The organism is Streptomyces sp. NPDC048338 (genome assembly GCF_043201055.1).
Taxonomy (GTDB): Bacteria; Actinomycetota; Actinomycetes; order Streptomycetales; family Streptomycetaceae; genus Streptomyces.
In genome coordinates this window covers 580611-601862 of the sequence record NZ_JBICYQ010000004.1, presented here as the reverse complement: position 1 = coordinate 601862, position 21252 = coordinate 580611, and the positions used below count along the sequence as shown (strand labels likewise).

Annotated in this window: 24 protein-coding genes and 1 pseudogene; 15 read left to right on the top strand and 10 right to left on the bottom strand. The window is 70.9% G+C overall.

What is annotated here, in order from left to right:
* Positions 1-134 precede the first annotated feature (134 nt).
* The 10 genes from fxlM to ACGFZF_RS13125 all read left to right on the top strand — a co-directional run bounded on the left by fxlM (position 135) and on the right by ACGFZF_RS13125 (position 9315).
* Positions 135-1382, top strand: a complete 1248-nt coding sequence (fxlM, locus tag ACGFZF_RS13170; protein ID WP_266354040.1) for a methyltransferase, FxLD system — start codon at positions 135-137, stop codon at positions 1380-1382.
* 2 nt (positions 1383-1384) lie between these two features.
* A complete protein-coding gene (locus ACGFZF_RS13165) occupies positions 1385-1564 on the top strand; it encodes an FxLD family lanthipeptide (protein ID WP_252310324.1) in 180 nt (59 codons plus the stop codon).
* Positions 1565-1706: 142 nt separating this feature from the next.
* Positions 1707-4676 (top strand): lantibiotic dehydratase, encoded by a 2970-nt coding sequence (locus ACGFZF_RS13160; protein WP_371593892.1) that lies wholly within the window; start codon positions 1707-1709, stop codon positions 4674-4676.
* On the top strand, positions 4673-5869 hold the full coding sequence (locus ACGFZF_RS13155; protein WP_371593891.1) for a lanthionine synthetase C family protein: 1197 nt from the start codon (positions 4673-4675) through the stop codon (positions 5867-5869). Before ACGFZF_RS13160 ends, ACGFZF_RS13155 begins: the two co-directional genes overlap by 4 nt.
* An 83-nt stretch (positions 5870-5952) precedes the next feature.
* Positions 5953-6939, top strand: coding sequence for a thiopeptide-type bacteriocin biosynthesis protein (locus tag ACGFZF_RS13150; protein WP_266444655.1), 987 nt, complete (start codon positions 5953-5955; stop codon positions 6937-6939).
* 485 nt (positions 6940-7424) lie between these two features.
* On the top strand, positions 7425-8168 hold the full coding sequence (locus ACGFZF_RS13145) for a carbonic anhydrase (RefSeq protein ID WP_371593890.1): 744 nt from the start codon (positions 7425-7427) through the stop codon (positions 8166-8168).
* A gap of 113 nt (positions 8169-8281) precedes the next feature.
* Complete coding sequence (locus ACGFZF_RS13140; protein ID WP_033221493.1) at positions 8282-8476, top strand: hypothetical protein; 195 nt, start codon at positions 8282-8284, stop codon at positions 8474-8476.
* A gap of 34 nt (positions 8477-8510) precedes the next feature.
* Positions 8511-8960 carry an ATP-binding protein gene (locus tag ACGFZF_RS13135; protein WP_371593889.1) on the top strand — a complete coding sequence of 150 codons (450 nt, stop codon included), beginning with the start codon at positions 8511-8513 and terminating at the stop codon, positions 8958-8960.
* Positions 8957-9160, top strand: a complete 204-nt coding sequence (locus ACGFZF_RS13130; RefSeq protein WP_033221495.1) for a hypothetical protein — start codon at positions 8957-8959, stop codon at positions 9158-9160. Before ACGFZF_RS13135 ends, ACGFZF_RS13130 begins: the two co-directional genes overlap by 4 nt.
* On the top strand, positions 9157-9315 hold the full coding sequence (locus ACGFZF_RS13125) for a DUF6126 family protein (protein ID WP_167745551.1): 159 nt from the start codon (positions 9157-9159) through the stop codon (positions 9313-9315). The genes ACGFZF_RS13130 and ACGFZF_RS13125 overlap by 4 nt, the downstream gene beginning before the upstream one ends.
* 261 nt (positions 9316-9576) lie before the next feature.
* Here the strand turns inward: ACGFZF_RS13125 and ACGFZF_RS13120 are convergent, their stop codons facing one another.
* From ACGFZF_RS13120 to ACGFZF_RS13075, 10 genes are all read right to left on the bottom strand, one after another.
* Positions 9577-9912 (bottom strand): helix-turn-helix transcriptional regulator, encoded by a 336-nt coding sequence (locus tag ACGFZF_RS13120; RefSeq protein ID WP_266444646.1) that lies wholly within the window; start codon positions 9910-9912, stop codon positions 9577-9579.
* A gap of 177 nt (positions 9913-10089) precedes the next feature.
* Positions 10090-10311 carry an alkylphosphonate utilization protein gene (locus tag ACGFZF_RS13115; RefSeq protein WP_030648694.1) on the bottom strand — a complete coding sequence of 74 codons (222 nt, stop codon included), beginning with the start codon at positions 10309-10311 and terminating at the stop codon, positions 10090-10092.
* A 44-nt stretch (positions 10312-10355) separates the two neighbouring features.
* Positions 10356-10760 (bottom strand): STAS domain-containing protein, encoded by a 405-nt coding sequence (locus tag ACGFZF_RS13110; RefSeq protein WP_266444641.1) that lies wholly within the window; start codon positions 10758-10760, stop codon positions 10356-10358.
* Positions 10761-10776: 16 nt separating this feature from the next.
* The gene (locus tag ACGFZF_RS13105; RefSeq protein WP_033221651.1) at positions 10777-11181 is read right to left on the bottom strand and encodes an ATP-binding protein; all 405 of its coding nucleotides are present in this window, start codon (positions 11179-11181) and stop codon (positions 10777-10779) included.
* 17 nt (positions 11182-11198) lie between these two features.
* Positions 11199-11621: a pyridoxamine 5'-phosphate oxidase family protein gene (locus tag ACGFZF_RS13100; protein WP_033221501.1), complete on the bottom strand. Its 423-nt coding sequence runs from the start codon at positions 11619-11621 to the stop codon at positions 11199-11201.
* Entirely contained in the window at positions 11618-13273 is a 1656-nt protein-coding gene (locus tag ACGFZF_RS13095; protein ID WP_266445582.1) for a SulP family inorganic anion transporter, read from the bottom strand. The genes ACGFZF_RS13100 and ACGFZF_RS13095 overlap by 4 nt, the downstream gene beginning before the upstream one ends.
* Positions 13274-13347: 74 nt before the next feature.
* The gene (locus tag ACGFZF_RS13090; protein WP_033221504.1) at positions 13348-13689 is read right to left on the bottom strand and encodes a metalloregulator ArsR/SmtB family transcription factor; all 342 of its coding nucleotides are present in this window, start codon (positions 13687-13689) and stop codon (positions 13348-13350) included.
* 515 nt (positions 13690-14204) lie between these two features.
* Entirely contained in the window at positions 14205-14630 is a 426-nt protein-coding gene (locus ACGFZF_RS13085; protein WP_266444638.1) for a thioesterase family protein, read from the bottom strand.
* A gap of 229 nt (positions 14631-14859) precedes the next feature.
* Positions 14860-16206: a helix-turn-helix transcriptional regulator gene (locus ACGFZF_RS13080; protein WP_266444636.1), complete on the bottom strand. Its 1347-nt coding sequence runs from the start codon at positions 16204-16206 to the stop codon at positions 14860-14862.
* A gap of 131 nt (positions 16207-16337) precedes the next feature.
* Complete coding sequence (locus ACGFZF_RS13075) at positions 16338-16508, bottom strand: hypothetical protein (protein WP_371593888.1); 171 nt, start codon at positions 16506-16508, stop codon at positions 16338-16340.
* A gap of 734 nt (positions 16509-17242) precedes the next feature.
* On the opposite strand from ACGFZF_RS13075, the gene ACGFZF_RS13070 reads away from it, so the two are divergent.
* The 5 genes and pseudogenes from ACGFZF_RS13070 (at position 17243) to ACGFZF_RS13050 (ending at position 21187) form a co-directional block, all read left to right on the top strand.
* Positions 17243-18382 carry a hypothetical protein gene (locus ACGFZF_RS13070; protein ID WP_033221509.1) on the top strand — a complete coding sequence of 380 codons (1140 nt, stop codon included), beginning with the start codon at positions 17243-17245 and terminating at the stop codon, positions 18380-18382.
* Positions 18383-18429: 47 nt separating this feature from the next.
* The gene (locus ACGFZF_RS13065) at positions 18430-19134 is read left to right on the top strand and encodes an ATP-binding protein (protein ID WP_051763388.1); all 705 of its coding nucleotides are present in this window, start codon (positions 18430-18432) and stop codon (positions 19132-19134) included.
* 112 nt (positions 19135-19246) lie between these two features.
* Positions 19247-19891 (top strand): WhiB family transcriptional regulator, encoded by a 645-nt coding sequence (locus ACGFZF_RS13060; RefSeq protein ID WP_033221513.1) that lies wholly within the window; start codon positions 19247-19249, stop codon positions 19889-19891.
* A gap of 91 nt (positions 19892-19982) precedes the next feature.
* Positions 19983-20391 (top strand): annotated as a pseudogene (locus tag ACGFZF_RS13055) (DUF2637 domain-containing protein); the annotation flags it as partial.
* 604 nt (positions 20392-20995) lie between these two features.
* Positions 20996-21187, top strand: coding sequence for a hypothetical protein (locus ACGFZF_RS13050; protein ID WP_033221517.1), 192 nt, complete (start codon positions 20996-20998; stop codon positions 21185-21187).
* Positions 21188-21252 lie beyond the last annotated feature (65 nt).

Below are 21252 nucleotides of genomic sequence, written 5' to 3'. Positions count from 1 at the left end.
CTTACCTCCGCCGGGCGCGTCCCCACCAACACCACACCCCGGTAAGGACGGTGGTGTGAGCTGAACCCCCGCCACGGGCTCCCGGGGCGGCCGTGGCGTGACCCGCCACGCAGACCGACAAGAAGGAAGAGACGTTGACCGACACGACGACGGATGACAACGCGACCGCGCTGCGTCAGGCGATGACCAGCAACATGGTCAAGGCCGGAATGATCACGAGCGAGCGGGTCGAGGCTGCGTTCCTGACCGTCGCCCGTCACCGGTTCGCGCCCGAAGCTACGCCCGAGAACGCGTACGAGGTGGAGTCGGCGGTCCCCACCAAGAAGGACCAGCACGGCATCACCGTCAGCTCGGTATCGGCGCCGCGCATTCAAGCCATGATGCTGGAGCAGGCCGAGCTGAAGCCCGGTCAGGACGTGGCCGAAGTCGGATCGGGCGGCTGCAACGCCTCGCTCATGGCCGAACTCGTCGGCGACGACGGGGTGGTCACCACCGTCGACATCGACGCCGACGTCACCGCGCGGGCCCGCAAGCTCCTGGACGAGAACGGCTACGCCCGGGTCAAGGTCCACACCGTCGATGCTGAGGGCGGTATCCCGAACACCGGAGCCCTCGACCGGCTGATCGTCACCGCCGGGGCCTGGGACATCCCGCCCGCCTGGACCGACCAGCTGAGCGACGGCGGGCGCCTCGTCGTCCCGCTGCGGATGCGGGGCCTGAGCCGGTCGGTTGCTTTCGACCTCGACGGCGACCGGCTCGTCTCCCGGTCCGCCCAGATGTGCGGCTTCGTCACGATGCAGGGCGCCGGAGAACACCAGGAACGCCTGCTCCTGCTGCGGGGCAGGGAGATCGCCCTGCGCTTCGACGAGGGCTGGCCCGAGGACCCGGAGGCCCTGAACGGTGTGTTCGACACCGAGCGGGCCGAAATCTGGTCCGGGGTCACCGTGGCCACGAGCGAGCCGTTCACCGGCCTGCAGATGTGGCTGGCGACCGCCCTGGACGGCTTCTGCCTCATGTCCGTGGACGGGGACCTGGACACCGGTCTCGTCGCCCCGCAGAACAAGTCGGCCTGCCTGTCCCTCCTCGACGGGGCTTCCCTCGCCTACATGACCATCCGACGCAACGGCGACCGGGCCGAGTTCGGGGCGCACGGCTACGGCCCCGACGCCAAGGCCGTGGCCCAGGCCCTGGTGGAGGAGATCCGCCTCTGGGACCGCGACCACCGCCGCAGCGAGCCGGTGATCTACGCCTACCCCGCCACGACCCCCGAGGCCGAGCTGCCCGCCGGACGGGTCATCACCAAGCGGCACCGCCGCATCGTCATCTCCTGGCCCCGCGAGGACCAGGCCAACCAGAGCACCACCGCGAACAAGGAGAAGTGATCATGACCAAGCAGATCGCCACGGCAACGACCGGCCTGAGCGGCGAATTCAACCTGGACGTGCGCGTGGTCGAGGCCGGGGCGCCCGTCGCGAGCCTCCTGCGCAGTACCGACGACGGCTGCGGCTCGACCTGCTCCAACGGCTCCACCGCGTGCGCGTCGTCCGTCAACGACCCCTCCTGACCGGACCGCCGCGAAGGTGAGGCGGAGCAGGGTGGCCGGCCGCCGTGCTCCCCGTCACCTGCACCATCCCCGCCGCCGGGCACACGTGTGTGCCCGGCGGCACCACGACCACACCACGACAGCTGCCAGGGGGCGAAGAGTTATGGGGCGCGGAGCACGGCTGTACCGGCACACGCAGGCCCTGATGGTGCGGGCCACCACGCACCCCGGCACAGGGGTTCCCGCGTCCGACGTGGACCTGTCCGGGCCCGGCGGGCCCGAACGCGGCCGGGCCTGGCTGGCGGCCGTCAGGGAGCATCCCCAGGCCCGGCACGCGCTGGAGGCCGCAAGCCCCGTCCTGGCCGCGCAGACCACGGCCGTGCTCACCGCTCCCGTGCCGTCCGGGAAGGAGGTCCGGCGGCTGGTGCATTCCACCGCCGCCTACCTGCTGCGCTGGCAGGGACGGGCCACCCCGTTCGGGCACTTCGCCGGAGTCGCGCCCGCACGCACCGGGCCCACCCCGCAGGCCCTGTGGGGTAGCGGGCACCGGGCCGTCCTGCGGCCGGACGCCGCCTGGCTGGGCGCCGTGACCGACCAGCTCTCCGCACACGCTGGCATCCGCGAACGCCTGCTCATCGTGGCGAACCCGGCCGCGTGTGCCCGGGGAGGCCGGATCGTGGGGCCCGGCCGTACGCCCGCCGACGGCCTCGCCCCGTTGGAGGTGTCCGTGGCGGCCACCGGGCCCGTCCGTACCGCCCTGGCCGCCGCCACCGCCCCTGCCTCGTTCCCAGACGTCGCCCGGGCCGTCGCCGCCGACTACCCGCACGCCGACAACGAGAGCATCCACGGCCTCCTCGTCCAGCTCTTGGAGCATGGCGTGCTGCTGTCCGTCCTGGATGCCACGGCCACGGCGACCGACCCGCTCGCCCAGCTCCGTACCCTCACCGACCCCACCGTCACGCCCGGTCCGCTCCTGTCCCCCGCCGCGGAGGTGACCGGCAGCACCTCGCCGGCCTGGCCGGACACGGTCCTCGACGCCCAGGTCACCATTCCCGCCGGCGTGCTGTCCGAGGCCGAGTCGGCGGCGTCGGTGCTGGCCCGGCTCTCGCCGTACCCGTTCGGGAATCCGGCCTGGCGTGACTTCCACCAGCGATTCCGTCAGACGTACGGGGCCGGTTCTGCCGTGCCCGTCGTGGAGTTGGTTGGTGACGGGGGACTCGGATTCCCGCCCGGGTTCCTGGGGTCTGACCGCCCGGCCCCGGCCCGGATGCTGTCCGCCCGTGACGAAGCGTTCCTCGCGCTCGCCCAGCAGGCCGCCCTCGACGGGGCCCGCGAGGTGGCCCTCACCGAACCCCTCCTCGCCTCGCTGGCCGTGGTCGACGCCGACGAGCTGGTGCCGCCGCCCTCGGCGGAGCTTGCCTTCCAGCTCTACGCCGACGATGCGGACGCCGTACGGCGGGGCCGGTTCGAGCTGTGGCTGACCTCAGCGGCCCGGCCCTCATCGTCCATGGCCGGACGGTTCGCCGACCTCCTGCCCGAGCAGGATGCCGCCGCGCTGGCCGCCGCCCTGGCGGGCCCGGCCGGGCCGCTGCCTGCCCAGCTCGTCTTCCCGGCCCGCAGACGGCGGAGCTCCAACGTCATCCGGACCCCGCGCCTGCTGGAGTACACGATCTCCCTCGGCTGGCCCGAACCCGGGCCCGGCAGCATCCCGCTCGATGATCTCGCCGTCACCTGCGACGCCCGCCACCTGTACCTGATCCGCTCCTCCACCGGACAAGTCATTGAGCCCCGCGTGCTGCACGCCCTGGAGCCGCACGTGCAGACGTCGCCGCTGGCCCGGTTCCTCGCCGAAGTCGCAGGCGCCCGCCGTACCGTCTGGCGGCTGCCCGACTGGGGCGCCGCCTCCCGCCTCCCGTTCCTGCCCCGGCTCCGGCACGGCCGGACCGTCCTGGCCCCGGCACGCTGGCTACTGGCCGCAAGCGCCTTACCCGGCCCGGCCGCCGCCCGCACTGCGTGGGAGGAGGCATTCGCCTCGTGGCGGGACCGGCAGCGCGTACCGGCGCACGTGGTCCTGGCCGAGACCGAGTTGCGGCTGCCCCTCGATCTGGACCTGCCACTCCACCGCGAACTCCTCCGGGCCCGCCTGGATCGGGCCGGGGAGGTGGAAGTGCGTGAAGCACCTTCGCCGGCCCCAGGCTCCACCTCACCTTCCGCGGGCGGGTTCACGGGCCGCGCCCACGAGTTCCTGACCGTCCTGCACGCCACCGCCCCCACCCCCGCCCCCGCCGGGCCCGCCGTCCCGGCGGCCGTACCGCAGATGCCTGGGGTGTCCCGCATGGTGTGCGCGCACCTGCACGGGCACCCCGCCCGGCAGGACGAGATCCTGACCGAGCACCTGCCCCGTCTGCTCGACGGATGGAGCCCGGCGCCGGGCTGGTGGTTCACCCGCCACCACGACGCCTCCCACCCCTACCGCGACCGCCCCCTGGTACTCAACCTCCACCTGGACGGCGCCGCCGCTTGGGCTCAGGCCGCCGAACGGCTCGGTACCTGGGCCGACGAGCTGCGAGGCCTCCGTCTCGCCTCCCGCCTGGACCTGGTTGCCTACCGGCCGCAGGACGGCCGTTACGGGCACGGGGCGGCCCGCGAGGCCGCCGAGCGGGTGTTCGCCGCCGACAGCGGGGCCACGCTCGCCCAGATCGCGTACGCGGCCCGTACCGGCCTTCCGGCCCAAGCGGTTACCGCCGCTTCGCTCGCCGACCTCGCCACCGCGTTCGCGCCCTGCCCGGCCGACGGCTGGGCGTGGCTCGTCGCAGCCCTGCCGCGCGAGAGCGGACCCGTCGATGCCGCCCTCATCCGGCACGTGCGTGCCCTCACCGCCCCTGGCGCCGCCTGGCGCGACGACCCGGACGCCGCTGCCGTGGCCGGGGCGTGGGCGGCCCGCGCCGACGCACTCGCCGCCTACCGGAACACCCTCGCCGAGCAGCGGGAACCGATGACCGTGCTCCGCTCCCTCCTCCACCTCCACCACGTTCGCGCCCTGGGAGGCGGCCCGGACGCCGAGCGGGTCACCCATCGCCTCGCCCGCACCGCCGCCCTCCCGCACACCCACCTGCGCAAGGCCCTCCGGTGAACGCCGCCACCGTCCTCGAGACTCGCTTCGGCCCGCGTCTGGCCGCCCCCGACCCGGCCGGGGACACCGCGCTCGGGCAGTCCCTCGTGGCTGGTGCGGCCGGGGTCGCCCTGTGGCACATCGAACGCGCCCTGACCGGGGCCGGTACGTGGGAGCAGGTCGGAGCATGGCTGACGGAGGCGACCCGCGCGGAGGTGACCGCAGCCGACACCGCCTGCCTCAGCTACGGCGCCCCCGGCCTGGCGTTCGTCCTGCACACGGCCGCAGCCGACGGCCACGACCGCTACCGCACCGCCCGGGACCGGCTCGATGCGGCCACCGCCGCCCTCGCGCACCGTCGTACCGAAGCCGCCCACGCCCGCATCCGGCGCGGCGAGCTGCCCGCGTTCGCCGAGTACGACCTGCTGCACGGCCTGACCGGCATCGGCGTGCACCTGCTGCACCACACCCCCGGCAGCGACGCCCTCGCCGCAGTCCTCACCTACCTCGTCGCCCTCACCCGGCCACTGACCGTGCACGAGGAGACGTTGCCGGGCTGGTGGTGCGCCCACGACCCGCACCGCTTCTACACCCCGGGCGGACACGGCAACTTCGGCATGGCCCACGGCATCACCGGCCCCCTTGCCCTCCTCGCCCAGGCCCAACGCCGGGGCGTCGCCGTGGACGGGCAGCGCGAGGCCATCGCCACCATCACCGCCTGGTTCGACCAGTGGCGCCAGGACGGTGCGAGCGGCCCCTGGTGGCCGGAGACGATCACCCGCAAAGAGGCGGCGGCGGGACGCCCGAACGCGACCGGGCCGTGGCGGCCGTCGTGGTGCTACGGCACCCCCGGCATCGCCCGCGCCCTCCAGCTCGCCGCCATCGCCACCGCCGACACCCGCCGCCAGGAGGCCGCCGAGCACGCGCTGCTCGCCTGCCTCGCCGACCCCCGCCAGCTCGCCAAGGTCACCGACGCTGGCGTGTGCCACGGCGCGGCGGGACTGTTCCAGACCGTGTGGCGGGCAGCCCGCGACGCCCGCACCCCGGGCCTTGCCGTCGCCGTGCGCCGCCTGGCGGACACGTTCACCGGCCAGCACGCGCCCGAGGACACCGGGTTCCTCGAAGGCGCCGCCGGACAGGCCCTCGCCCAGGCCACCGCCCTCTACGACCGGCCGCCCGCCTCCGGCTGGGACGCCTGCCTCCTCATCACCTGACCCCCGCACCGGCCCAGCTGCTCCAGAGCACACGCGCCGGCCGCGTGCTTCCCGTCACCTTCCGCGGAGAGGAACCACCCCTGATGAACGCCCCGCACGCCCCCCAGAGCACTGAACACGCCGTCCTCGCCGTCCTGTCCGGGCAGTCCCTCGCCGCCACCGCCGCCCGTGCGGGCATCGACGCCGAAGAACTCGGCGACGCCGTCACCCTCTACCGGGCAGCCGGGCAAGCCGTCCTCGCCGAGCAGGCCGCCCGCCGCGACTGGCACCAGGTCCGCATCGAGTTCGCCGACTTCGACCGCGCCGAAGACGCCGCCGCAACCCACCTCGCCCCCCTCCTGCGAACGCTGGAGGACAGCGGACTCCTGGCCGCGTGGTGGTACATCCGCAAGGCGCCATGCTGGCGGCTTCGGCTGTTGCCCACACGGGGCGCCGACCCCGCCCAACTCCACCTCGCCACCTCCCAACTGCTCGGGGCGCTCGTCCAGTCCGCAGAGATCATCCGCTGGTGGCCGACCGTCTACGAGCCGGAAGTCCTCGCCTTCGGCGGCCCGGACGGCATCGCCACCGCCCACGGCCTCCTCCACGCCGACAGCCGCTACTTCCTCGCCCGCACCCACCAGCCCCAGGGGTTGGGACGGCGCGAGATGTCGATGCTGCTGTGCACCGCCCTGTTCCGATCTGCCGGGCTGGACTGGTACGAACAGGGCGACGTGTGGGACCGGGTGGCCCGGGTGAGGCCCCTGCCCGAGGACATCACCCCCGACCACCTGAGCGGCATGGGCGGCGGACTGCGGAGGCTGCTGTCCCTCGACACCCGCACCCTGACCGGCCCCGGCGGCACGATGGAAGCCGCCGCCCCGTGGCTCGCCGCGTTCACGACTGCCGGGCAGGCCATCAGCAACGCTGCCCAGAGCGGCATCCTGCAACGCGGCCCCCGCGACATCCTCGCCCACCACGTGATCTTCCACTGGAACCGTCACGGGCTCACCGCACGCGCACAGGCCACCCTCGCCCACGCCACCCGAGCCGTCATCATGAACGCGGCTTCCGCCGACCAGGAGCCGTGACAGGACGGGTTCCCGCACGCCAGATCCGGTCGGCCTGCCATCGAGGGCAGGTGACCGGCAGCACCTGCGCCGATTGCGGTGCTCCTTCTCACCTGCCGGGCTGCTGCCAATCTGCGGGCGTCGGGCAGTGATCTGAGCACCGCTACTGCCGCCAGCCCCTCAAAGCGTGGGTGACCGAGTTCTCCGCAGCCGGCCTCGCTATGACCGCCTCGTCGAACACTAATCCGCCGCCTCAACGCCCCACCAGCACCCGGTCCCGTACGAGAAACTGAGCCGACAGCGCGGATTCATTGCCTTCCAGCTCATCAAGACCCCGGCACGGTCCCTCGCCTGACCAGGCACCGACGTACCGGCTCGCCCCTCGGGCGTAACAAGGTCAAGGGGAGATCGCCGTCCGAGACCCTGCAGCGGAGCGGACCAAATCTTGCTCAAGGCCGGGCTGGAGCCGGGCGTCCAGGCGCGAGCGGGGTCTAGTTTGTCCGGAAATGAGTGTCGATCGTGACTGCGGGTCCGAGGTGGTCGTCGCACGTCGCCGACTGGTGCGTGTGAGGTTGAGCGGGGCGGCGGCGCTAGCGGCTGGCCTGGTGTGCGGGTCGTCAGCCGCCTCAGGCCCGCGGACCCAGGCGGCAGCCGGCGGCAGGCCGCGACCCTTGGGGCCGGGGCGTGCGTGGAGTGAGCTGGAGGCGGGGAACCGCCGGTGGCGAACGTTCCACGAGAGCCATCCGGACCGCGCCGGGGATGTGCGCCGGGCGCTGGTGGACGGGCAGCACCCATTCGCGGTGGTCCTGGGGTGCGTGGACTCGCGTGTGCCGCCGGAACTGGTCTTCGACCAGGGGCTAGGTGATCTGCTCACCGTGCGATCGGCGGGCGAAGTCCTGGACGAAGCGGTCCTGGGCAGCATCGCCTACGGCGTGCTGGAGCTCGGCGTCCCGCTGATCGTCGTCCTGGGCCATCAGGGCTGCGGGGCGGTCGCCTCGGCCGTGCACGCCGAGGCCGGTGGCGAGCTCCCGGCACACATCCGCTATCTGGCGGACCGGATCCGACCGGCGATCGACCACCGGCTTCAAGGCAAGGCCCGGATCGACGCGGCGGTCACCGAGAACGTGCGCCGGGTCCGGGCACACCTTGCCGACGAGCCGGACCTCGCCGCCCGAGTCGCGGACGGCCGCCTGGCCGTGGCCGGCGCCCGCTACGAGCTGACCAGCCAGCGGGTACGTAAGGTTCCCTGACCAGCCGGGGCAGGTGAGATCGGGTAGCCGGCCTCACCACTCACCATGAACCTCCTGACGGACCCACACCCGGTAGACTTGCAGAGTTATGCAATTTACGAATTCTCGATACGATGGACGGGGGTCGCGGTGTGGCCGGGTTCAAGGAAGCGGCGCTGGAACGGGTCCGTGTGGCGCGGGCTCGTCTGCAGGCTGCACAGGAGGCTGACGACGCCTTCGAGGAGGCGCAGGCCGCGGAGGAGCTGGAGGACGCATTGCGCGTGGCCCACGATCACGGCGTCGCCACCGACGCTGGGGACAGCCGGTGAACCGGACAGTGTCACCGGCCGGTCTGAGGCGTCGGTGACGGGCCGGCACCCCGGCGGGCAGCAGGCCGTCGAGGGGCGCAAGCACGTGTGGACGGTGCCGCTGGCGCCGGGTTCCGTACGAGCCGTGCGCGAGCGCAGCGAACGCGCCCTGGTCCTCTTTGGCCTGGATAGCTCCTCCACGCTCTTCGGGGCCGTGCTCCTGGTGGTCAGCGAGCTGGTGACCAACGCCATCCGGCACGCCCAGCACTCCCCGGATGCGGAGGTCACCCTCCACATGACCGAGCACTTGCTCGTGGTATCCGTCGGGGACCTGGACTCGCGCCCGTCAACGCTGGCCGATGCCAGCCGGACCTCCGGGCAGGGGCTACGCGCGGTGGCTGACCTTGCGCGTGCGTTCGGCGGCGACGTCCGCATCGAGCCCTCCTCCGGAGGGCGCGGCAAGACGATCGTCGTCCGCTTCATCCTGCCGGAAGGCACACCTTGACCAACATCACCCAACGGGCCGTCCCGATGTACGAGATCACCTACCTCAGCACCGGCCCCAAGCAGGACGTCCGCACAGTCGAGGCCGGGGAAGTCGCGGCCGTCATCAAGTACGCCGGCGAGCACGGCATGCAGGTTCTCGTCCGCCCGTGCACCGACCTGCTCCAGGAGCCGGACACTGGGAAGGAAGACGCATCATGACGGATAACCCGCCCGAGAAGAACACGGCGGCGGACCAGGAGAAATGGAAAGAGAAGGGCGTCGCCCTGCGCGCCTTCTTCTACATCTTCGGCACGCACGTGTTCGCCGGGTTCATCTGGCTGCTGTTCTACCTGGGCCAACACGCCCAGAAATGAGACCAGGGCTGAAGCGGCGCCCGGCGGGATCCACGGACGGCAGGGCGGTTGAAGGTTCCGTCTCGGTTCGTCCGTCGAGCCCGCACAGCTGAATGCGGGCCACCCTCGGGGCCAGCGGTATCCGTGGCCGAGCCGTCGGTGCAGAACACAAGAGGGAGCGGCCGTCTTCCGGTGTCAGAAGCGCGTTGAACCCGCACTAACGGAAGACGGCCGCAGTATGTGGGGTGCGGGCCCCGCAGGGCCGGCACCGTGGGGCACCGCTCAAGCGTGGCGGCTGGCCTTGAGGTCGGCCAGAAGTTCGGCCTGGCCCTCCAGGACGCCGGAGAGGATGCCGCGGGCGACCCGCAGGAGTTCGGCGATCTGGGGGTGGGTGAGCGTGTAGTACACGTTCGAGCCCTCCCGGCGGGTGACCACCAGGTTGGCCTTGCGCAGGACGGCCAGCTGCTGGGAGAGGCTCGCGGCCTCCACCCCTACCTCGGGCAGCATCTCGGCGACCGCGTGCTCGCGTACGGAGAGGAGTTCCAGGACTCGGATGCGGACCGGGTGACCCAGCGTTTTGAAGAACTCCGCCTTCAGCTGGTACAGCGGTGTGCTCACCTTCGTACCTCTGTCCTGACTGCCCATCTCATCCACCCGGAACCGTTCCTTCGCAGGGGCATCCGTTCGCCCCTCTTCACACCTTGTGACCTCCACAATTGCAGATCCCTGCAACTCACGGGACCCGGGCGGGGCACCTTCGTGACGTTCGGACCCCCAGGGCGGGTCCTTCGCCGGTCAGGCCTTCTTGAGGAACTCGGTCTTCAAGACCAGGCCCTTGACCTTCTTGGTGTTGCACTCGACCTCGCCGGGGCGGGAGGTGAGGCGGATGTTCTTGACCAGGGTGCCGCGCTTGAGGGTCTCGGAGGTGCCCTTGACCTTCAGGTCCTTGGTCAGGGTGACCGAGTCCCCGTCCTCCAGGACGGTGCCGTTGGAGTCCTTGAAGATGATGTCGCTCATGGTGCAGGTGTCCTTCGTCGTTCTCGTGAATGGTCGTGCTGGTCTCAGGTGAGGGCGGGTTCCTCGGGGGAGGTGGGCCAGTCATCGGTGGTCCACTGCTTGACCGTGCCGTGGGCGCCGTGGGCGGACAGGGCGGCGGCGAGGTCGCAGTGGACGGTGACGGGCGGGCAGGTGGCGTCCGGGACGAGAGATCCGTCCGCGGGTATCGCGGCGAGCTCGAGTCGGCGCCCGCTCTCGCCGAGGCGGCGGGCGGCCTGCGCGACCGCGATCTGCCCGCCGGCCGACCAGCCCAGCAGACCGGTCAGGTCGAGGATGACCGGGCCGGTACCCCGGGCGAGCGCCCAGCCGATGGCGCCGGTGAACCGGTCGGTGGCGTCCGCGCCGAGATACCCGGCCAGGGACAGGACCCCCAGGTCCTGACTGGTCGTGTAGCGCCATTCGATCGTCATCGTCAGCTCCTCGGCTTCACAGGGGAAGGGTGATCCAGATGGCCTTGCCGCGACCGTCCGCATCCGCCCGTACGACAGCGGTGCCGCCGAGCTCCATGGTCATCTCGACCACCATGGCCAGGCCGCTGCCCGGGGCGGTGCCGAGCGCCCCGAACAGGGCGGGCTGGTAGGGGTGGCGGTCGTGGACGGCGAACGCGAACGCCCCCGGCCCGTGCGCGTAGGTCACGGTGATCATCGGGGAGGACACGGCGGCGTGGCGGACCGCGTTGGTGACCAGCTCGGCCACGATCAGCAGCGCCGGCCCGACGCTCGGATGGCGAAGGCCCACCCCGCATTCCACGAGGACCAGTTCGGTGGTCTCGCGGGCGATGCGGACGGCCGAGCCCATGGCGGGCACGTCCAGCACGTGCCGGTAGGGCATCGTCTCGACCTGGACGATCACCGGCCCGCCTCCGTCGCGGTGCGGGCCAGGCGGAATCCGGAAACGGACTGCGGGTGCAGGCGCAGCAGGGTGTCGTGGGGGCCGTGCGCCCAGCCAGGCAGGGTACGCCGGTAGTGGGCGGCCTCATCCGGGTCGGCGATGACATCCGCCGGGCCGTGCGCGCTGACCGTCCAGCCGGTGCCGGCCGGTGTTCGGATCTCATCGACCTGGTAGGTCAGCAACGCGCGTCCGGGAATCGTGGCAGCTTGAACGGGGGCGCGGACGACGAGCCGTCCGTACTCCATCACGTGTGCGGCGGGGCGGACGACGGCCAGCTCGCGCTGGACGTAGACGAGGCGGCCTTGGGCGGAGCCTTCGAGGAGCCACAGAGCTTCGGTGCCGGAGACCTCGATCATGCGGCGGTCGGCGGGGACGGTCATCGAGCGGCCTTCCGGGTGCGGTGCGGTAGGTGGTGCGTACGGGGCAGCAGGCCCGCCTGCTCCAGGTGCTTGTGGGCTCCGGCGATCGCCTCCGGGGTGGTGGCGTACTCGCGGCCCTTGAGGCGCAGCAGCTCCAGGGCGCCTACGGCGTCCAGGGCTTGGCGCTGGCCGGGCCGGATGCCGGAGGTCATCACGGCGATGCCGCGCCGGTTCAGCTTCTCCACGGCGTCCTTGAGGACGAGGGCGCCGGTGGCGTCCAGGGTGGTCACCCTCGCCATGCGCAGGATGACGACCTTCACGTCGGCGACTTCGGAGAGTTCGAGGAGGAAGCGGTGGGCGCCGGCGAAGAAGAGGGGTCCGTCGATGCGGTAGGCGACGATGTGCTCCGCGAGCAGGGCGTGTTCCTCGTCGCTGTGCTCGCCGGGCAGGTCCGGGCGGAAGTCGACCTGCTCCATCCGGGCCTGGCTCGCCACCGCCTTCAGGGCGAGGGCTCCGGCGACGACGAGGCCGATGATCACCGCGTATACGAGGTCGAGGATCAGGGTGGCGGCGGCGGTCAGGACGAGGACGACGGCATCCGAGCGGGTTGCCTTCGCCATCGCGCGCAGCGAGCCGACCTCCACCATGCGGATCGCCGTGGCCAGCAGCACGCCGGCCAGGGCGGCGAGGGGGATTTTAGAGACGAGGGGTGCTGCGGCGAACACGATCACCGCGAGCACCGCGGCGTGGGTGAGCGCGGCCAGCCGGGAGGAGGCACCGGTACGGACGTTGACCGCGGTACGGGCGATGGCGGCGGTGGCGGGAACTCCGCCGAACAGCGGGGCCGCGAGGTTGGCGATGCCCTGCCCGAACAGTTCCTTGTCCGGATCGTGCTGCTGGCCCACCGTCATCCCGTCCGCCACGGTCGCCGACAGCAGGGACTCCAGCGCGGCGAGCGCCGCGACCGCGACCGCCGGAGCCAGCAGCGAGCCGAAGGCGGAAGCGTCGAGGAAGGCCAGGGACGGGGCGGGGAGCCCGGAGGGCAGGTCCCCGATCGGCGCCGCCTCGTCAAGGCGGAAGACCTGCACGATCACGGTCGCGGCGATCACCGCGACGATGGAGAACGGGATCGTCGGCTTCCACCGCGCTCCGGCCAGCATGACCACCGCGACCCCCACGGAGAGGCCGATCGCCGTCCAGTTCGGGAAGGCCACGAACTCCACGAGTGCCCGCCAGGCCACGAGCAGGACCTTCTCGCCCTCGGGCTTGTCGACCCCGAGTGCGTTGGGTATCTGCTGGAGGCCGATCACGCACGCGATCCCCAGGGTGAAGCCCTCCACCACCGGCGCCGGCACGTACCGCATGTACTGACCGGCCCGCAGAAGGGCGAGACCGACCAGCAGCACCCCGGCCATCAGGCCGACGGTGAGGACGCCGCCGGGCCCGTACTGGGCAACGATCGGCACCAGGACCACGGTCATCGCACCGGTCGGGCCGGAAACCTGGAGGTTCGATCCGCCGAACAGCGCGGCGAGCGCGCCCGCGACGACGGCGGTGGCCAGCCCCGCCTCGGCGCCCAGGCCGGAGGAGACACCGAATCCGAGGGCGAGGGGAAGGGCGACGATCGCCACGGTGAGCCCGGCCAGGAGATCCCGGCGGGGGCTACGGGCCATGACCACGTAGTCGGCCCGGGCGGGCAGGACGGAGCGGGCCCTGCCGAGCACGGCCGTCACCGCAGTATTCACGCTCACGAGGCCGGGACCTCGGACTCGCGCAGTTCCTCCAGCAGCTCGCTCTGCCCGGTCAGCACCTCGGTCAGGATCCGCCGCGCCGCCAGCATCAGCTGCGCAACGTCCCCGCCCGCCAGTGCGTAGACCACGGTCGATCCGTCGCGGGTCGAGGTGACGATCCCCGAGCGCCGAAGGACCGCGAGCTGCTGGGACAGGGCGGAGGGCTCGACCTCGATCGCGGCCAGCAGGTCGCGCACCGGCATCGGCCCGTCCTGCAACAGCTCCAGAACCCTTATCCGCACTGGGTGCCCGAGCATCCGGAAGAACTCGGCCTTGGCCTGATACAGCGGAACCGTCATGGCCGCGCACCCTTCTCACCACCCCGAGCGGGGCAAATGCCTGGTGCTGTGCCGCAGCTACCTATGGACACAGCAATCACAGCATCTATTAAATTGCAGACTTCTGCAATTCACAGATACTGCGACCCGCCCCCGCCCTCAGGAGTACGGTTCGGTCGGGACCTCGCCGCAACCCCCGTCGGCGAGGCCCCTTTCGATCTCCGACGGGCACACCCACCACTTCTCGTCAGGCCGACATGATCCGTGGTGGGGCGACTGCTACGGCTATTGCCAGGACTGGTACACCCGGCGGTTCTGGCAGGCCCCGCCCTACGACACGCTGCTAGCGACATCGAAGCACTCGCCACCCCGTCCACTCCGGGGCGCCACCATGTTGCTGAACCTGGTCCGGGCCTCCGCAACCATGGTCATCTACGCCTCGGGCATCGCCGCCCCGGCCAAAGGCCGCTGGCTCGCCCTCGTCCGCGTACCTCGAGCAGACCACAAAGAGGACCGCCCGTTGTCTCGTCGACGGTTCAGCTGTTGGCGGCCTGGGTGGCGTCGGCGTAGTTGTTGAACACGTCGAGTTCATCCTGCTCGAAGCGGCGGATACCGCCCCGGATGGAGTCGTAACCGGCCACGACGGAGGTCGCGGTGGCGTAGACATGCTCGTCGCCCTTGACCTCGAAGTGGAAGGTGAGGGAGACGCGCTTGACGTCAGCCACCCAGGCTTCGATGCGGACCGGAGTCTCCCAGGTCTCAAGCGGGTGCTGGTAGCGGATGGTCTGCTCGCGCAGCAGGAAGTTGCGGGCCAGGCGCTCGGCGGGGTCCTTGGGGACCAGCATGCTGAACATGCGCATGCGGGTCTCTTCCAGAAGGACGCCGTAACGGGAGCTGTTGAGGTGTCCGTTCGCGTCGAGGTCCGACCAGCGAACGGGGCAGTCGTAGATGTGTCGGGACACAGTGACTCCTGAGATTCGTGGGATCTGCCGTCTCTTCGAGGCGCTCGGCCGATCCGAGGACGGGCTGGCGCACCCTCCGGCGCCTACGGCCCAGGAGCTGCGGGGATCAGCCGTCCGGACGTTCTCTGTCGTCCGGACGACCGCGCCCCGACCCCCAGGCCCCCAAACGGAGACAGCATCAGGCGTGACAGTAAGTGACTTTCCTTGGTCGGCGGGCTATCCACACCGGCTAGCGGGGCGGGCCCTCGCCCTCTTGGAGGTCGTTGAAGATCTCGCGAAGGAGGGCGGCCCGGAGGTCAACCTGGGGCAGTTGCCCGTGGAGCCGGCTGATGGCCGCCTGGTCGGAGTCCGGTAGCGAGGCGCGCAGAAGTAGCTTCAGCTCCGCTCTGGCCTGGGGGTCCACGATCGGCCGGTGGATGCGGTCGACGACGGCTCCGGCACCCAGCTGCGTGATGCCCCACTCCCCAGGGACTTCCTGGATCGCCCACACCACGGAGTGATTCTCGGGCGACAGGGTGAGTCGGCACTCCGGCCCGGCCAGCACGCTGAGTGCTGGGAGCGGGACGCCGTCGGGGCCGGCGAGCGCTGCGGCTTCGTCTGCGCTGTCGACGACGAGGCGGGCGGTGAGCGCGCGGGCCGCGCGGCGGCGGGCGGCATCGGCTTCGGCCTGGGCAGAGGGCTGCGGAGTGGACGTGCTGGGATCGGCATGGGCCCAGGCGTTCCGCTTGCCACCCAGGGCGTCGGTCTCGTCATCGGAGGACTCGGCCTCGACCCAGGTGATCACCACGAACCGGCAGTGCGGCATCGACGCCGGGTACAGGACGTGGGAGACGACTTCGACGGTTTCCCAGCCCAGGGCAGGGATGATCATCCGGAAGACGTGGCCGTCCCTGTCGGCCTCCAGGTCGGCCTCGGTGCGCCATATCCGCTCGACGTCCGGGTTCTGGCGAACCTCGGCGATCAGGTCGATGAGCTCGACGTTGTCCTTGTGGGTGGCCTGGGCGAACTTCAGCAAACGGATGTAGGCCGCGGCGTGCATTTCCCAGTCGTGGTATTGGGTGCGGGCCTCGGGGTTCGTCAGGGCCCAGCGCATGAGGTTGGCGCGCGGCTCCATGACCCAGGGCCACCACTCGGCCATCGCCGCGTTGTACGCGAGGATGTTCCAATTGCGGTCGGTCAGGTACGTAGGCGAGGGCATCTGCCTGTCGATCAGAAGGCGAAGTGCCCGGCGCAGCTCCGGACTGGCGTCGATCTGCGGGTCACCGTCGAGCGTGGTGCCGATGTTGTAGAGCAGCAGGGCGTGGCGCTCGCTCTTGTCGAGCCCGAGCAGATCCGCGAGCGCTTCGCACTGGGGCTTGGTGAACCGGGGCGGAACGGCCCCCTTCTCCACGTTGCGGTAGGTCCGCACCCCCATACCGAGGGCCTTGGCCACCGGGGCCTGGGTGATCCCCGCCGCTTGGCGCCATCGCTTGAGCCAGCCACCGAACCCCATGAACTGACCGGCGATTTCTCCGCCGCGTGCGCCCTTGTTCTCGGCGCGGTCATCGCCGAAGGGGACTATCCCCTGAGCAACCATGAGGCTCTTCCTTGTCTCCGTGTTTTACACGGGAGGCACCTGCCTGAGGGCATGAAAAACGGGGGGCAGCGTGAATGCTGGCCCCCCGGCCTGGTGTCTCCCACAAAGACGATACGCCCAAGTAGTACCGATCAGTAATTTGTGGCCTCGACCACAGGGCCGTTGGTTAAACGTGCAACCATGTCCGCCGACACCCGGCGGCCCTCCACGACGAATCCGGACATTCCCTCACCTGCGGTTTTCCATGATCGAGAAAGCGGCAAATCCTTGCCGGTTTTTCTTGCAAGGTGGTGAATGATCATTCACGCCACAGACGATCACCGAAGCAAGCTAGATGGCGCTATCCAACCCCCTTGAGAGTAAGGGGCGTTACCAGGACTCCCCATGTGACCTCCACACATCCCACACATCCATCTACGCGCGTGGATTCACTCTTGAGATGCCGTTGACGAAGCCTTTGCCTGCGGGCTTAAATCCAAACCTGACCAGCCGGTACAGAGCGACAGCCTGCCGGTTCATGAACGTGGGGGCTCTTTTGAAGATCTTTATTGCGGCGCCCGGAGTGCGCATGGGCGGCGCCACCGAACAGCGGCTCACATCCACACGCGCTAACACGGCAGCAAAATGCTTGGCGTGTACATCTTTTCACGGTCCGTAGAGCCAGGTCTGGATCTTGTGCGGGCGTCTGCGTATGTTCGTCGTCCCCCACCGGGAGGCAACCCGGTGACCGGCGATTGGAACGCATGCAGGACGCACCGAGCGGCTAGTCCGTAAAAGCAATCGGCGCCCGGGAGAGGCAACTCCCGGGCGCCGGACGCGAAGAGTCTTATCTCCAGCCGAGGCAAAGGCCGGAGAGACCCGTCATCACCGCGCCGGCCCTTCCAACGGGGCACACCGGCTGCGGCATCACTCAGGGAGAGTTTTGCATGGGCACGCCCCTGCGCGAAAGGCCGGATCCTCGGGCCGCCGCTGCGGACTGTGGAGCGGATACCGCTCACCCGCCCATTTCGGGCCTCCGGTGCGGGGGTGAAAGCTGATGGCACGCATTCGCACCATCAAGCCCGAGGCTTTCGAGTCCGAGGACCTTGCCGCCGTCGATGTCACCGCGGCGCTCACGTTCTTCGGGCTGCTGACCCAGGCGGACGACTCCGGCCGGTTCCGCGACCATCCGGCCGTGATCGCGGGGCGGCTGTGGGCGCTGCGCCCGGAGCACACCCCCGCGCACGTCGCCCGTGACTTGGAGCAGCTGGCCGGGGCCGGCCTGGTGTGCCGGTACACCGGCTGCGACGGCAAGTCCTGGCTGCACATCGTGACTTGGGACCGGCATCAGAAGATCAACCGTGCTTCAGACTCGCGACTGCCCCGCTGCCCGACCCACGAGGCGGCGAAGGCGTGCGGCGAGTGCGACCGTCCCCAGTGCCACACCCAGATCCCTGCGGCGGCCAGCCCACGACAGGCGCCCTCCGAAGTCCACGGGGCGCCCGCCGGCATCGTCGGCGGAGGCGATTCCGCGAATGCTCACGGAGCACTCACGCGAACCGTTCCGTCCGATTCACCCGCTTCCACCCCCACCGTGATGCACGCCACTCCCACCCAGGAGCGTGAGACCGAGGCCACATCGCCCCCCTGCCCGCCCCCCGTAACACCCGCGAAGGAATCTGCAGGTCAGGGCGGTACAGGCCGAGCAGATGACGTGATGGGCGCCACATTCACTGAGGAGTCACGGTCTGGATCTAGGATCTTGGATCCTGGATCTTCCCGTAGGGAGCGCGAGGCGCCCGCACTCAGCTCCTCCCCGGAAACGGTGCTCGAAGCAGCCGACGCAAGCGAGTGGTCGGCGAAGGTCCTGATGGCCGAGTACCTGCGTGACTGCCCCGGAGGGCGTCCGCCGAAGAAGGTCCTCGGGCACCTGGGCAAAGAGATCCGCACGCTGCTGGACGAGGGCTACGGCCCCGACGTCCTGAGGCCGGCACTGGAACGGCTGCGAGCCAAGGGGCTGAACCCCAGCGTCCTGCCGAGCCTGGTCAACGAGTTCCTCAACTCCGGGCCAGCACCGTCGTCGAGCTCGAACCCGTCCTCCGCCTCCGGCGCGGGGCCCTGGACCAGCGCCTCCCCCGCCTACACGCCGTACCGCAACCCCACCGAGCCCGCCGGAATCTTCGGAGTCGCCCTGTGAACCGCACCAGGCTCGCCGACCCCCAGACCACTGCGGACAACGCTGCGATGGCCTGGATGCGGCGCAAGCTCGCCGAGCGCGGCATCGACCCCACCGCCCCAATCGCGGACACCCCGGAAGCGATCCCCGCGCTTGAGGCCGCTCAGCTGCGAATCCCGCGCGATTACCGCGAGGCTCGCGTCGAGCACCCAGCCGTAGCCGATTGGGTCCGCACCATCGCCGGCAGCGCCGTCGGCCACGCGGCGAACCCGCTGAACCCGCACTTCGGGGCTGCCGGGCAGCGGGAGATCACCCACGGCCGCAGCCTGCTGCTGTGGGGCTCCACCGGCGCCGGCAAGACACACCAGGCGTACGCCGCGATCCGCGCCTTGACCGCCTCCGGGTGCGGGGTGCGCTGGCACGCCACGACCGCCGCCGACCTGTACGGCGAGATGCGGGCCCGGGGCGGTGGCGATCCCGAGTACCTGCTGCGCCGGATCGTACGGATCCCGCTGCTGCTCCTGGACGACCTCGGCGCCGCGAAGGCCTCCGAGTGGAACGAGGAGATCACCTTCCGCCTGCTGAACTGGCGGGCGCAGAACCAGATGCCGACGATCGTCACCTCCAACCTGCCGCCGGTGCGTACCCCTGGGATGGCGACCGGGCAGCCGGTGCTGCGGGACAAGGTCGGCGACCGAGTGATCTCCCGCCTATCCGGCATGTGTACCCCGGTCCACCTCGACGGCCCTGACCGCCGCTTCCGCGCCGCCTGACCACCTGCGCCCACCACCTTCCACCGCCCGGCCAGCGAGCCGGTCAGCTGGCACCCACCGCTGCGTGCCGCACCCGCGCGCCGCTATCCGGCATGCCCTGGAGACCCATCCCATGCGCCAAATCACCACCAACACCCAGCCCGTGCCCGACCTGCGTGGCATCGCCGACATCTCGTGGCACGACCGAGGGAACTGCCACGACCTGGACACTGCCGAAGCGGACCGGATGTTCTTCCCCGCGCCGCGGGCCCACGCCGACATCGCCGAGGCCAAGACCTTGTGCGGCGCCTGCCCCGTGCGGCAGGAATGCTTCACCCATGCCATGGACAACGACATCCGCTGGGGCCTGTGGGGCGGGCTGACCGAGGCGGAACGCAAGCCCTGGCGGGCCAAGGTCGCCAAGCGACTCGACTACCAGCGGGTCCGCGCCGCCCTCATGGGCCGGGACGTCCACCTTTCTGCCGCCGAGCGCGACGCCGTCACCCGCGCCGCCCACGTACGCGGCTGGAGCACCTCACGGCTGGCCTACGTCCTCGGGGTCGATTTCGACCACGCCCGCGACCTCCTGCGCCGGGCGGCGCACGCAGTGGCAGACCGCGACCGGTACTGGAAGGTCCCCGCCGCGGACAGCCAGGCCAGCCCCGCCGGCAGCAACGACGAGGACGACAACGGAAGCGCACCCGAGGAAACGTTCTGCCAGGTGCCGCGCCAGGCCCAGACGCGCGAGCTCAACGACGCTCTGCGGAAGGCGGCATGACCTGCCCGGCGCCACCTCCCGCCCGGTCGGCCATGCGCGCCGCCGACGGCCACACACCACGCCCCACAGCAAGCCCGGAGAAAGGGAGCCCTTGACCGAGGAGACCGCCGACCGATACGCCCTGATCGCTGCCGGGACGGTGATCATCGTCTTGACCGGCGCCGGATTCTGGCTCTCCTACGCCCACCTCGCCGAAGTCGCTGGGAGGCACGGCCTGGACCGCTCGCCCATCCGGCAGTGGGCCTGGCCTGCCACGCTGGACATGTTCATCGTGGCCGGCGAGCTGCTGATGCTGCGAGCGGGTCTGCGCCGGGTGACGGACTGGTGGGCAATCGGGCTGACGGCCGCAGGGTCGGCCGGATCGATCGCGCTGAACGTCGCCGGCGTCAGCGGCACCACCGGCAGTCCGGTCCCGCTCCTGGACTACGTGGTCGCAGCCGTCCCTCCGACGGGCGCGATGCTGGCCTTCGGAGTCCTGATGCGGCAGATCCACCAGCGCATCGCCCGGTCCCTGCGGAACGGCCCAACCGAAACCTGGACCGGCCCCGGACCGCGCCGGACCACCGCACCACCGGACCCGGCAGAGACCCGGACCGGACCGAACCCGGACCACGACGAAACCCGGACCGACACCCCCGCCGGACCGGACTGCCCCAGCCCGAAACCCGGACCGGCCCCGGACCCAAGCCGGACCACCGCACCACCAGACCCGGCAGAGACCCGGACCGGACCGAACCCGGACCACGACGAAACCCGGACCGACACCCCCGCCGGACCGGACCGCCCCAGCCCGAAACCCGGACCGCGGCGGACTCGGACCGGACCGGTACGTCCCCGGACCGTCCGGGCGAAGGTCCACGCCGGACGGTCCGAGCGCCGGACCGGACCGCGCCGCCTGTCCGGGGAAGAGGTTGTCGAGCTGGTCCTCCCGGACGTCCCCGCAGCCCTGGCTGCGGATGGGAACGAGCAGATCACCCGAACCCAGCTGCGGAGCATCATGCGCGCCCGCGGCATCCCCCTCGGCAACGAGCACATTGGCCCCGTCCTGACCGCGCTTCGCTCTGCGACCGCCTCCCCCAAGTCCCACGAAGGAGCCACCCACCGATGAAGACCTGCACCCGATTCGCCGACATGAAGGCCGGATACGAGCGCGACATCGCCTTCCTGCGCGGCCATGCCGCCCGGCACGAGGGCAGCAGCGCGGCGAAGGCGAGCACCCGGCACGCCTGGGGCATGAAGCAGAACATGGCCAGGGCCCTGGCCAGGCACTTCGAGCGCTGCGCCCTGTGCCAGTGACCAAACCCTGTCCCGACGGCGGCCTGGACCAGTACCAGGGCCGCCGTCCCGTTCCCCCACCACCT